The 13496-nt window shown below is 55.6% G+C and carries 7 protein-coding genes; 2 read left to right on the top strand and 5 right to left on the bottom strand.

From position 1 onward, the window contains the following. Nucleotides 1-59: 59 nt before the first annotated feature. The gene (locus AC5DDB_RS03780; RefSeq protein ID WP_491738342.1) at nt 60-3119 is read left to right on the top strand and encodes a right-handed parallel beta-helix repeat-containing protein; all 3060 of its coding nucleotides are present in this window, start codon (nt 60-62) and stop codon (nt 3117-3119) included. 8 nt (nt 3120-3127) lie between these two features. On the opposite strand, the gene gmd is transcribed toward AC5DDB_RS03780, so the two are convergent. The 5 genes from gmd to AC5DDB_RS03755 form a co-directional block, all read right to left on the bottom strand. Beyond that, a complete protein-coding gene (gene gmd / locus AC5DDB_RS03775; protein ID WP_491738520.1) occupies nt 3128-4120 on the bottom strand; it encodes a GDP-mannose 4,6-dehydratase in 993 nt (330 codons plus the stop codon). A gap of 217 nt (nt 4121-4337) precedes the next feature. Beyond that, the gene (gene recG / locus AC5DDB_RS03770; RefSeq protein ID WP_491738341.1) at nt 4338-6521 is read right to left on the bottom strand and encodes an ATP-dependent DNA helicase RecG; all 2184 of its coding nucleotides are present in this window, start codon (nt 6519-6521) and stop codon (nt 4338-4340) included. Nucleotides 6522-6590: 69 nt separating this feature from the next. Next, nucleotides 6591-8027: an amidohydrolase gene (locus tag AC5DDB_RS03765; RefSeq protein ID WP_491738340.1), complete on the bottom strand. Its 1437-nt coding sequence runs from the start codon at nt 8025-8027 to the stop codon at nt 6591-6593. A gap of 44 nt (nt 8028-8071) precedes the next feature. After that, complete coding sequence (locus AC5DDB_RS03760) at nt 8072-9592, bottom strand: DUF3482 domain-containing protein (RefSeq protein WP_491738339.1); 1521 nt, start codon at nt 9590-9592, stop codon at nt 8072-8074. Between the two features lie 60 nt (nt 9593-9652). Next, nucleotides 9653-12202 (bottom strand): DUF2868 domain-containing protein, encoded by a 2550-nt coding sequence (locus AC5DDB_RS03755; protein ID WP_491738338.1) that lies wholly within the window; start codon nt 12200-12202, stop codon nt 9653-9655. A gap of 241 nt (nt 12203-12443) precedes the next feature. On the opposite strand from AC5DDB_RS03755, the gene AC5DDB_RS03750 reads away from it, so the two are divergent. Next, nucleotides 12444-13313, top strand: coding sequence for an SDR family oxidoreductase (locus AC5DDB_RS03750; RefSeq protein WP_491738337.1), 870 nt, complete (start codon nt 12444-12446; stop codon nt 13311-13313). Nucleotides 13314-13496 lie beyond the last annotated feature (183 nt).

The following is a 13496-nucleotide window of genomic DNA, read 5'->3' as shown; positions in this document are numbered from 1 at the left end:
TCCCGCGTTCAATGGTCGTTGTTCTCTTGCAACGACTTTTCCCAGAAAGTTCATTTGTGATGATGTTGTCGAAGCTTTTTAATTTGATTCAGGGTCAAACAGGTCGGCAGACGCGAGCAGGACGTCGCCGACGCACATGGTTGACCGGCATCGAACGGCTGGAAAGCCGAACGTTGCTGACCACGTTCCTCGTCGATGCGGCCGGCAACGGCGATTTCACGACGATCCAAGCCGCCGTCGACGCGGCTGCCAATAATGGTGAGGGTGACCATATCACCATCGCCCCTGGAACGTATGTCGAAAACATCAGCATTGGCGAACAGGATGGATTTCTTTCATTCCGAGGCTTAGGAGCCGAACCTGGCGATGTCATTATCGACGGCAGCGGGGCATTGACACCGACGGATACTTTCAACATTCGAACGTCGGGCGGTCAATCAGTGATCATGTCTTCACTCACGGTGATCGGCGGGCGTGACGGGATCCATGTGCGAGGAACGACCGCTGGCCGTACACCAAGTTCGATTCGTCTCGAAGATGTGGTTCTCCGTGACAATCAATTGAGTGGTATCGCTGTCATTGACTATGGACGGGCAACGATCATTCGAAGCGATATTCACGGGAATGGCCATCGCGGGATCTATGTTCGAAATCTCGACGATGTCTATGTCTCGGATTCCAACGTTTCGGAAAACATGCTTGATGGGATTGACGTCGGCAACACGGACGAAGTGGTTTTACGGGAAAGCCACTTCGACGATAATCAAAGCGAGGGTCTATTCGCGTTCGGTGTGGACACGTTCGATATCGCGGAATCGACATTCAATCGCAATGTCGATAACGGCATCGACATTCGCGAAAGCGGTTCCGTTGTCATCAGCCAAAGTGAAGTCAACGCGAACGGCCCAATGTCAAATGGGAATAACGTCAGCGGTTTTTTCGCCGGTGATCTCGACTTTGTCGAGTTGTACTCGACAACCATCCGCGACAACAGTTTGCTTGGTCTCGATATTTTCAACATATCAGGTCGAGCGATTGTCGATGGCTTGGAGGTCAGCGGTAATCGCTTCGCCGGGATACGGTTTATTCAGGATAAAGATGCAACGATTGCCAATGACGCCGAGGTGACGATTGCAAATACGCTCGTGCAGGGCAATGTCGGTCGTGGACTCCATTTCGAAGAGATTTCGCGAGTGAATGTGTTTAATTCGCGTGTTCTCGATAACGGTGCGACCGACCTTACGTATTCCACTCCTGGTGTTCATATCGCCGGTGGTGACGACATCCAAATCGTTCGCTCGCAGATTGCCAACAACGTTTCCGGTTTCGTCGGTGGCGCGGTTTATGTCGTTCAAGATGTCAGCCTGACGATCTCGCAAAGTGAAGTCACGGGGAATCGAACGACCTTGGCCGGCGGAGCATTTTGGATTGGTCAAGAAGCCACAGTTTCGATCAACAATTCCACTGTCTCGTTAAACTCCGCCAACGGTGTCGGTGGCGCGATCGGGAACCAAGGTGACCTTTCGATTCGGAATTCGACGCTAGTTCTTAATACTGCCGATTCCGAGTCATCAACAGGTGGCGTGGGGGGCGGCATTTGGACGGATTCGGATTCATTTGCGACCACACGGCTGCACAATTCGATCATCGCGGGCAATGAACTCGGCGATGGCACTCCTAACGACTTAGACACCGGCACGGTCGATGCAGCGAGTTCATCGAATCTTATTGGAGATGCAGCGACATCCGGCGGACTTGTCGATGGGACGAACGGCAATCAAGTCGGTGTCGACGGTACCGGCACCGTTGATCTTGGTACGGTCATCGAAACGATGCTCGCCGAGAATGGTGGACCGACCCGCACGCATGCCTTGGTTGACGGAAGTCCGGCCATCGGTGTGGGGGACAATCGTCAAATTCCAGGCGAAGCCGCAACGGATCAACGCGGTGCCGGTTTTCCTCGAATCAATGGTTTGCAAGTGGATCTGGGAGCCGTCGAAAGTTCCACGATCGAAACTGGCTTTGAAGTTGGGCCGCTGAACACGCTTGCGAGTGACCCCATTGGTACGACCGTGATCAATGGAAGTTATACCCATCAAGTCGCCGGTAACTTCGGGAACAACACGTCATCGCCCGGTCTGGATCGGGATGATGATCTCTTCTACTGGAACCCGGTTTCAGGAGAAAATCGGTTGGTCTTTGGAGATGGTCGTATTCAGACGAACGCGATTGTGCCCAGCGTGATTAACTTTGATTTCTTAGACTTCGTTGTTGGTGATTTCGACGGTGTAGGCCGAGATGAAATCCTGTTCTGGAATCGCACCACCGGGAAGAACCGTATTGTGCAATTCGAAGAAACCGTTTTCGGTGTGCGGTCGACTTTTCAGACTAATACGATTCAAACGGGCCTCCTGGACCGAAATGAATGGGATGACATGGTTGTCGGCCAGTTCGATACCGATTCGTCCGATGACTTATTCCTTTGGAATCGGCGCGTCGGTCAGAACGTTGTGTTCCTGTTCAACCAAGGGATTCAACCGGAGAACTACGCGGGTGAGCGAATCGAATTGTCGGCTCATCCGGCTGTCATTCCGATTGCTGCGATTAACGGGGAATTCGATCAAGTCGTGGCCGGAGATTTTCGCCCTGGCGGGCTGAGCGAATTGTTGTTTGTTGATTTCGCCTCGGGACGAAATCGGTTGGTGGAGTTGAAGAGCGTGTTATCGACGTCAACCTCGGCCCTGACGGATGTCGAATTCGTCGGCTTCGATCGCCTGACCAACGACGCGATTGATCCGACGGCGCTCAACGGCAACGACTTTTCCACGCTGGTTGTTGGGGACTACAACTTGGATGGTGTGGACGATGTCTTTGCCTTCCAACCAGGGAGTGGGCGGAATCGGTTGTTCCTGAATACGACCGATTCGGCAGCGGGTAACGTTTCGTTTTCCACCGTTACGCAGCCGATCCAACCGACCGTGATCAACGGGGAATTCAGCCAGATTGAGGCGGTGTTCGTGGAAGCCGAAGACGGATTGTTCAGTTTTGGTCTCGCGTTCTGGGACCCGATCACCGGTCGTAATCGCCGCACCTTTACCGACTTGATCGATACCATGTAACCCCCGCTTTACTTCCCTTCATGATCGGCCAGGACTTTTTCTTTCTCGGCGACGGCGAGGTCGTGGTCGGTCATGATTTGGGCGAGTTCGCGGAAACTAACTTTCGGTTCCCAACCGAGCACGCGACGGGCTTTGCTGAAATCGCCGTGAAGGTGATCGACTTCGCTGGGCCGGAAGAATTCCGGATCGATGACGACGTGGTCTTGCCAATCCAGATCGAGGTGGCCGAAGACTTCGTCGAGAAACTCCCGCACTGAATGCGTTTCGCCGCTGGCGATCACGTAGTCATCCGGTTCGCTGTGTTGCAGCATGAGCCACATGGCTTCGACATAATCGCCGGCAAATCCCCAATCGCGTTTGGCGTCGAGGTTGCCGAGACGGAGTTCTTTCTGCAAACCAAGTTTGATGCGAGCCGCCGCCTGCGTGATTTTGCGGGTGACAAAAGCTTGCCCACGTCGGGGGGATTCGTGATTGAACAAAATCCCGTTGCAGGCGAACATCCCGTAGGCTTCGCGGTAATTGATCGTCTGCCAGTAGGCATACACCTTCGCACAGGCATATGGGCTCCGCGGGTGAAACGGCGTGGTCTCGGTTTGCGGCGACTCGACGATTTTGCCGTACATCTCGCTGGAAGACGCCTGATAGAACTTCACCTGTCGACCGGTGTGCTCCTGATGTTCGTGGATCGCATTCAAGACCCGTGTGGTGCCGACGCCGGTCACATCCGCTGTGCGCACGGGAAGTTCGAACGACAACTTCACATGGCTTTGGGCAGCGAGATGATAGACTTCGTCCGGGCGAACGGAATCCATAATCTCTCGCAGATTCGTACCGTCGGCCAAGTCCGCGAAGTGAATGGTCGAATCGTGATTGAAAAAACCATGCGAGGTGCACGGCGAAATGCCATGCACGTCATAATCTTTCTCCAGCAAAAACTCGGTCAGGTAGGAACCGTCTTGACCGGTAATGCCGGTGATCAAAGCCACACGTTTCACTGAAATTCCAATCCCAATTGTCTTGCAATCAACGTCCAGAGCGAATTGAACCGACCACTATGACGGACACATGAGCTGGCTGGCAACGCCAACGGGCACCGTTTCCAAAGATGTTACAATTCCCGAAACGGTTCTGCGGGATCGGTGGAACCGGCTGAATTCTTCGGAAATTATCGGGTGCTTTATGCGGTACTGCACGCACCCTATGGAGTTCTCGTGCAAATCATCCGGTTTGGGGTAAGTCCATGAGATCTCCGAAGCGTTCCAGTACGCGTATTTTCGTCGGGGCAAATTCCGGTCGATCGAATTCGCCTTCCTCCACAATTCGGAAGGCAACCTTACGGGTTTCACGTAGCATTTTTTGATCGAATTCCCGTCGTAGGTCCGCCACTTTCAACGGCATCTGCCCGTGTTGCCGAGTTCCCAGGATATCTCCCGGCCCCCGCAATTCGAAGTCGGCTTCGGCAATCCGGAACCCATCGGTGGTTTGCTCCATCGCGGTGAGACGTTTATTGCCCTCGTCGGTTTCCACATCGGAGAATAAGAAGCAATACCCCTGGAACCGTCCGCGACCGATACGACCCCGCAATTGGTGCAACTGCGATAGCCCGAATCGCTCGGCTTGATTGATAATCATCATCGTGGCATTGGGCACATCGACGCCGACTTCCACGACCGTCGTCGACACCAACACTTGTGTCTCGCCATTGCGGAAGGCGTCCATCGCGTTGGCTTTGGCTTGCCGATCGAGTTGCCCATGCACCAGCCCGACCCGGAAGTCGGAAAGTTCCCCTGTTCGAAGTTGCTCGTAAACATCCTCGGCACTCGCGGGAAGGGAATTCGATTCCAAGGGCAGGGCGGGCGTGTCTTGTTCGTCGGCAGTTCCCTCACTCGCTAGCCGTGGACAGACGACATAAGCTTGCCGACCTTTTCGAAGTTGCTCTTTGATGAACTTCCATGCCCGCTCGCGGGACTTCGGACCGATCACCCGGCTGGTCATGATTTTTTGTCGTCCGGGGGGACGATCGGTGATGGCGGTGACATCGAGATCGCCAAACTGCGTGAGACACATGCTGCGTGGGATCGGTGTCGCCGTCATGACCAGTACGTGCGGCGACGTATCTTCATTGGTCGTAAAACCGGCGCGTTGCATCACGCCGAATTTGTGTTGTTCATCGACGACGGCCACTCCCAGCCGTCCGAATCGCACGCCTTCTTGAATCACCGCCTGGGTGCCGACCACAAGTTGCGTCGCCCCGACACGAATGTCGTCCAGCACGCGACGGCGTTGGCTGGCGGTCAATTGCCCGGTGAGAAAGACTCGTTTCACACGGCTGTGCGCGAGAGCCGCGTCGAATGTGGCCCAATGTTGCGAGGCGAGCACTTCGGTCGGTGCCATCAGGACTGCTTGATAACCCGCCGCGATTGCCACCAACATCGCATAGATCGCCACGGCGGTCTTGCCGGCACCCACGTCGGCTTGCAAGAGTCGGTGCATCGCTTGACCGCTAGCGAAATCCTTCGCGATATCCTCGACTGCTTGGTTTTGTCCAGCGGTAAACTGGAACGGAAACAGCCGACGAATACGGGCGTCGATTTTTGCCGTCGTCGGCAACACGGGGGCGGAATGCCGTTTTCGCCAGGCACGTCGTCGCAATGCGAGAGCCAGCTGAAACTCGAACAGATCGTCAAAGAGAATCCGTCGCAAACCGGATTGGTATTCCTCGGAAGACTCCGGCAAATGCACCGCTCGTAAGGCGGCGGAGAGTTTCAACAGATCATGGCGTTCTCGGAACGCCTCTGGTAGATGTTCCGGGACGGCATCGGCGAAACGGTCGATTGCGGTTCGCATCACGCGGCGGACGTGATCTTGCTGCAAACCTTCCGTGAGACCGTAACGGGCCAGCATTTCGCCGCCCGTTTCGTCGTCCGCACTCTGCAATTCCTGCACGATCGGATGCGTGAATTCCCAGCGACCTTGGTTTCGCTTTGGTTTGCCCGCGAAGGTGACGACGTTCCCCAACTGATATTTCCGCAGCACCCACGGTTGATTGAACCATGTGCCCCGCACGGATTCGCTGCCACAATCGATGAGGATTTTCGTCAGCGTGCGGTTGTTGCGAGTCGGTCGGCTATCACGGTCGATCACCACCCCACGCACCGTTTGCACAACATCCGGCACGAGTTCACGAGGGTCACTGATATGTGTGAGATCGAGCACTTCCCGCGGCAGATGCCACAGCAAATCTTGCACGGTTTGCAAACCGAGCCGAGCGAACAACTCCGCCCGATCCGGCCCACAACCGGGAAGATATTGCAACGGTGTCTGCAGAGGATCTTCGGACATGACTTCGCTGATCGAGCAAACCCGACCGAGTGTGGCATGCCCACAGCTTTGGGTGGGCATGAGTTTTCAGATTCGAACGACGAACCATGCCCATGCAAAGCCATGGGCATGCCACCCGATTGTGAGTAATCAACGGCTCGCGGGTTTGCGATAATCCAAAGGTGGTTTCTGTCCGGGTTGCATGAGCGATTGATATTTTCCGTCACCCAGTCGTCGATTGAGTTCTTCGTTTGCGGCTTGCAAGACGTCTGGGCTTTGGAACAAATCCCAGGCAGTCACGGCGAGTGTTTTCGCGGCGAGAACCATGCCTTTCTTGGCAATTTCCGTTCCGCCACATGCGACCGCCTGCCAAGAATGCCCGGGCGTGCCTGGCACCCAACACGCGGTGGAAAACCCCGTCGTCGGCACGACCCAAGAGACGTCACCGACGTCCGTTGAGCCTTTTCCAATGGTGCCGCTGCGGTCGTTGACCGTATAAATTTCATCAAGCGGTTTCGCGTTGGACAAGGTCGCTTGCAGCTTCAGCGCAAACTTGATTTCACTTGGTGAATATTTCAGGTCATTCAAATCTTCGAGGTTCTGCTTCGTGATTTGAGCCAGTGTATTGTTCGGCATGATTTCACGAATGCCGCCTTCGAAGCGAATCTTCAATTCGGTTTCTGTGCCGAGCGCTCCTGCCTGAGCACACTTCACCAACCGCTTGTACAAATCACGCACGACTTCGCCTTCAGGATGGCGAATGTAGTAGTAGACTTCGGCGAAGTCCGGCACGACGTTGGGGGCTCCGCCGCCTGCTGTGATCACATGGTGAATCCGCGTGAAGTCCGGTGTGTGCTCCCGCAACAGTTGAGCGGCGAAGTTGGTGAGTTCAACCGCGTCCAGAGCCGATCGACCTTGCTCCGGCGCTCCCGCCGCATGCGCACTGCGTCCATGGAATTGAAACTTGACTGCCATCCGTGCGAGTGAGGACCGATCACCCGCCGAGTTCTGCGAACTGGGATGCCAATGCAGGACGGCATCGCAATCCTTGAACAATCCCTCGCGAACCATAAAGACTTTTGCGCTGCCGCCCTCTTCCGCCGGACAACCGTAGAATCGCACGGTTCCTTTGAGTTCGCCGGATTTGATTTGCTCCGCAATGACGATCGTCGCTGCCGCGGATGCCACGCCGAACAGGTGATGTCCGCAACCGTGACCGTAGGTGAGTTTGGGATTTGCCTCGCGATACGGAACGGCGTTCTGTGTGAGACCGGGCAGGGCATCGTACTCCCCGAGAATCCCAATGACGGGTTTGCCGGAACCAAATTCTGCGGTGAAAGCCGTCGGAATGTTCGCCACACCTCGCGTGACTTTCAAGCCCGCCGCTTCCAACTGCTCAGCCAACAACGCCGATGATTGCCGTTCCTGATAACCAGGTTCCGCCCACTGCCAAATCTGAAGTGCGGTTTGCCAATCGGCATCGGCCCGGTCTTCGATTGCCTTCGGCAATTTCGACCGCTGGGCAAAACAAGGTCCTTGCGAAAGAGTTGCGGTCAGGACGATCAATCCAAGAATTCGTAACGCCATGAATCGGATCTGTTCGGTGAAGGGAGAAGTGGTGACGACTGGAATCAGTAACTAGTGAGATCGCCTGGGGAATCGAGATTTTCCCGCAACCAACGTTCGATAGAGGTGATGAACTCCGTTCGTTGAGCTTCCAACCGCGGTGCAAGCGGACGCGCGATGATGCGACCAAGCCCGCTTTCCGTGAATCTCGGTTGTGAGGCCACTTGTTCCATGATGTGGTTCAATTCATGGAGTTGTTTCTTCGAGAAACGCGGCGGCTTCGTGGTGACTTCGAATTCCGCGTCGCTGGCGGCTCCGCACTGCTGCACGTCTTTGAGCAGTGCCGCAGACCGACCCGTCAGCATTTGCCACATGTCGCGGTCGGCTTGGATGATCACGGTTCCGGTTTCCTCGTCGTATTGTCGTTTGTCGATTGCGGTGCCGAAGAAACCGGCCAATCCGCCAATCAATCCGCCGATCACCGCTCCGGTGCCGAACGACGCTCCGCCGACGAATGCATCAATCGTTCCGCCGGTGGTTGCTCCGCCAATCACGCCACCGCCAACACCTTTTCCAAAGATGCGGAGAGAATCTTTGCTGAACACTTCCCGCGTCCACAACGGAGCCGATCGACCGGCATCGCCTTGGTTGTGTAAACGCGTGGGTTCGATGTCGTAGATCTCCAAAATTCGCTGGAATGCCTGAAATTCACGGTCTTGAATCTGCTTGCGGAACTTGTCGACGACGATCGCCTCCACATCTTTCCGCGTCTCCTTCGTAACGTTCGTCGCACTTTCACGGTACGAGACGCAATCGACGAGCATCTCCGCGATCGCCCGGCGAGCGTGTTTCGCCATCTCTTCGTTGCGACGTCGACTGTCGGCCGACCGCCATTGCAGAAACTTGCGATGCAACGGATTATCGTCGAGCTTTTCGATCATCCGCTTGTAAAGTTGCTGCTCGTGCGCGGGACTGTAGTGGTGGGCGTCGTAGCGGGTGAATTCGTGATAGTTGAACCGCCGAAGCGTGGTTTTCCAGTCCTGCTCGTGGTTCTCCCGCTCGTTCCCCACAAAATTGAACAACGGCAACACCGGCACGAGACACTTCGAGAGGATATGAAAATCGTCGCGGAGTCGTTCGCTCGGTGGTTGGCTGACGTCAATCACGTACAGAATGATGTGGCTCTTGCGGGCCTGTTCGAGTGCCAACCGATCATGACGGTAGCGGTCATCTTGGAAGAACTGCTCGAAATCCTCGATCTGAGCGAGTTCGCCACAGGCTTCGATGGCGAGGCTCGAATACTGAAACCCTGGCGTGTCGTAAAGTTTGAGGTACGTTTTGCCTTGGAGAATGAACCGTGTGAAGCCGACTTCCTGTGTGACGCCAGGTTCGTCGCGAACTTCGCCAAATTTGCGATCTCGCGTGAAGGTGCGGATGATCGACGTCTTTCCGTGGTTCGCATGCCCGGCAACGGTCACAACGATCGGGTCGGCGTTGATTTGCTCCAAATCCGCGAAGCTGTAGCCGTGCAGCAGCGTATCCAGGTTGCCCGGTGTGGAATGGTTGGATTCCGTACCGCTACTCATTTCCGATCATTTCATTTCGAATGATGACACAAATTCTTCGCCAAAACATCGCACCGACGATCATGAATATCCCGCGTTCCTGACAGGTGCGTTCGAAGGATTATCGCGTTCGGCGTGCGATTCGGCAACGATGGTTTCGGTTCGACTGGCGAGTTGTTCCAGCCAAGCGTGAGTTTGTTCGGGAGTCAACAGCGGCGTATCGGGCAGCGGATCGAGAATTTGCTCGAGCAAACGGGCGATTTGTTCTTCCGCCGTGCCTTGGAATTCCAGGATTAAAGCCCACAACGCGTTCGGTCGGACCAGGTCATCCAGTGTGAAGGCCGGAAACTCCGATTCCGAGGGCGTTTCGTCTTCCGATTCCGTCGTGGAGTTCTCACTCGACCACCCCCACTTGGCGGCCAAATGCGGCGCGTGAGCCGACACCACACCGCCGAGCATGCCCGCTTTCGCACCGATCATTGCGGCCGGTACGATCGCAGGGATCAACGCCGGGGACGCCATGATTGTGAGTGCTCCGCTGCCAACGCCGCAGAGTACACCGCCCGCGATTGCCCATTTTCCGCTGAGTCGCTGTGTATAACGGCTGATGGTTTCGCTCATGCGGCTGAGTTGTTCGAGTTTCTCGAACTGACCGCCCACGGCTCCGGTGGTTTTTTGAACGGCCGCTTGGAGCCGATTGGTGTCGATCGACACATTTCGAAAAGCTGCTTCCAACTGATTCGCTTGCTTCTGATACAGCCCGCGGAGTTCATCGTGCAGACGCACCGCCTCGCTGCGAAGTTCGTCTTCCGATTTGTCCGCGACATCACGACCGACATGTCCGGAGATCAACGCCGTCGCTTTGCGGATGTGACCGGCCGCCTGGATTTTCACTCCCGATGAGTGATGTCCGTCACGCTGTGGAGAGCGTGCGGATAGACGCGACTCCAACGCGGACCGTGCGGTTGCGGTGGCGTTTTCGAAATCGTATTCGAGGATTCCGTCATTGTCGAAACCCGACTGAACCGCTCGTTGTTTCCAAAGATCCACACGGGCGGCGATCTTGGATGCATCGCCGGCAAAGCGTTGTCGGAGTCGTTCACCGCCCGAGAGCAACATCGTTTTAACGGCACGTGGATCGACGGCATCGACGACTTTCTGCGCAAAATCTTCGAACAAGCCGTCGGGGTTGTCGGTGAGATTCGCGATCAGCAGAACGCTGCCAATGTCAGATTGTTGATCGGTCAGTGTGGTTAGGATTCGCTTGCGAGAGTCACGAGTGGCACCACTGCCCAGATCAATGGGCTTGCCGAGCGGATGCAATGGCAACGCAGTGGCCCAACCATCCGCTGGCGAGTCCAAATCGAAGCCGAACACCGCAACGTTCGCTCCCAGAGGTGGAACGGTATCAACGGCCGATTCTGCTGGTGTTTCGACTGGCGGTGGCTGTGGTATCGGAGCAGGGGATACGGCCACAATTGCAACCGGTGGTTGCGGCGACGGTGATTCTTCTGTGTGAAACGGCGGGTTTTCGATCCAGTCCAGAACTTGCCGAAAGTAGGTATCGTTCGTTTTCGGCACCAACTCACGCCAACCGCGTTTCGCCAGAGCGAATGAAATCAGTGTCAGTATCAGCCGAGGAAGGACGCCGTAGTACATTAAAAACGCAAGGAACAATCGTCCCCAGGCTTGTCGTGCGGCTTGGGAGCGTTCAGCGATTTCGGTTTCTGTCAGTGTCTGGCCGGGTTCGATGGGAACTTCGCCAGTCGTCAGCCAATGGACGTCGGCTTTGTTCGGCACCATCACGAACGGCCATGACTGAATCGGTGTGGCTAACGCTCGCGTCGAGTCGAGCATGAATTCGCTCGAAACAATCGTGGCTCGCCAACGGAAATCGTATTCGCGGAACAGCCCCATTTTGCCGAGTGAAACGAAGATCCCCAGGCTGATCAATAACCAAATCAAGTTGCTAGTCGCGGCGGTCTCCAACGCAAAGCGACGGGATTGATCACTCAGTGTTTCTAGGGCGGCCTGGGAAAGTGTTTCGAGTTGGCGATCTCGTTCGGGGGTATGGTCCTTTTCGCGTTTGAGAATCCGTCGTTGCACCCAGGGCAATACCTGCCGAATGAGTAGGGACATCACCCAGTGGACGACGAGTAACTTCGAAAGTGACCGTGTTGCGAACCCCGCTTCCGATTTCGTGCCGCGTCTGGAAAAGATAGCCGTGATCATCAACAAAGTGGCGATTGTCATCGACAGCACGAGCGTGACGAGGAATCCGAAGATCCACTCGACGTTGACGACTTCGCCTTCACTCAGCCAAGGCTCGGCGGCACTGAAAGCCAAAACGAACGCCAAGATGCAGCCGATGACACGGAATATCTTCAGCCATCCGACGAGTTCGCCGACCCATCGGGTTTGAAACCCGTAACGCGTCTGCAGAATCTCACCCGCGCGATCCGCTAGAACCGCTGCAGGTTGGGTGATGTGACCGTCGCTGTCTCGGTTAGATTCCTCGGACAACCGCAGATCGACATCGGGATAGTATTTCGGGGTGTCGTCCTCAAGTCGTCGGACCGTCTGCACAGCCAATAAATCGACGAAGGGAAGCCGATCGCGAGGTGAAGTCATAACACCGGACAGAAGCGGACAGGAAGCGACGGGGCGTGAAACGAGCGAAACAAGTTCGCTTATCATAAGAGGTTCACGCCGATTGTGCCAATCCGGAATTGTTTCCGTTGGCAATGCGTCGGCGTTTCTGCGGTTGTCTCGTTCCTGATCACTCGGCCTGTTTCAGGGCAGGACAGGGGTCGTCAATTCGGCATGGCGTTCTAAAATTGGCTGTAAAGTCAACTTTTCGAAAGGAGTTTCCATGATTGACCCTCGCACACGATATCCGCAGCCACCATTCCCGCAAGAGCCGCAAGATCTTCCCGGTACCGATGAAAAGATGAATCCGCCCGCCTCGCATGGGGAAGATTCTTACCAGGGAAGCAACAAACTTGCCGGTTACCGGACATTAATCACCGGCGGGGATAGTGGAATCGGCCGCGCAGTCGCCGTTGCGTTCGCCCATGAGGGAGCCGATGTGGCGATTTCTTATCTCAGTGAAACCGCCGATGCGGAAAAGACCAAATCGCTTGTCGAAGCGGTCGGTCGCAAGGCCATTCTGATTCCCGGGGATCTGAAGGACGAGGCGAACTGTCAACGGGCCGTCGAGCAGACAGTCAAGGAACTTGGTGGCTTGGACGTGCTCGTCAACAATGCCGCCTATCAGCAGACCCGGGAATCGATCGACGAGTTCTCATCGGAACTATTCGACGACATCATCCGCACCAACTTGCATGCGCCGTTCTATCTGTGTAAAGCCGCGTTGTCGCATCTGCAGCCGGGGGCGAGCATCATCAACACGGTTTCGATTCAGGGGTATGATCCCTCTGGCATGCTTCTGCCATATGCGACGAGCAAGTCCGCATTGATCGGGTTCACCAAAGCCGCCGCCAAGTTGGCGATTTCGAAGGGAATTCGCGTGAACGCTGTGGCTCCTGGACCCGTTTGGACACCGCTCATTCCGGCCACGATGCCGAAGGAACAGGTTAAGAATTTCGGAGACAACACCTTGTTCGGTCGTCCGGCACAGCCTGCGGAGTTGGCTCCCTTGTTTGTCTGGCTGGCTTCGCCGGAGGCTAGTTATGTGACGGCGGAGGTCTACGGTGCAACGGGCGGAATGACGCCGTTCTAATCCGTGTCTCGGCACTCGTTGCCTGCGGTCGACCGGAAAACGCCATCGCGTGACTCCATCCGCAGGCAACCTGCCCAGAATGCCGATATTGAAAAAAGCCCGCCAAGAATCTTGGCGGGCTTTTTTAGGAATTGATTCAAATCTCTTAAACGGCTGACTTTCAATCGTCGTGGCTTCTGCAGA

This window comes from Thalassoroseus sp., from assembly GCF_984380535.1.
Note: the sequence above shows the minus strand (reverse complement) of the source record. Positions and strands in the feature narration are given on the sequence as shown.

Excerpts from the sequence above, each read along its gene's own strand:
- AC5DDB_RS03755 (WP_491738338.1), bottom strand. The coding sequence starts at position 12,202 with ATGACTTCACCTCGCGATCGGCTTCCCTTCGTCGATTTATTGGCTGTG.
- AC5DDB_RS03750 (WP_491738337.1), top strand. The coding sequence starts at position 12,444 with ATGATTGACCCTCGCACACGATATCCGCAGCCACCATTCCCGCAAGAG.
- recG (WP_491738341.1), bottom strand. The coding sequence starts at position 6,521 with ATGCCCACCCAAAGCTGTGGGCATGCCACACTCGGTCGGGTTTGCTCG.
- AC5DDB_RS03765 (WP_491738340.1), bottom strand. The coding sequence starts at position 8,027 with ATGGCGTTACGAATTCTTGGATTGATCGTCCTGACCGCAACTCTTTCG.
- AC5DDB_RS03760 (WP_491738339.1), bottom strand. The coding sequence starts at position 9,592 with ATGAGTAGCGGTACGGAATCCAACCATTCCACACCGGGCAACCTGGAT.
- AC5DDB_RS03780 (WP_491738342.1), top strand. The coding sequence starts at position 60 with ATGATGTTGTCGAAGCTTTTTAATTTGATTCAGGGTCAAACAGGTCGG.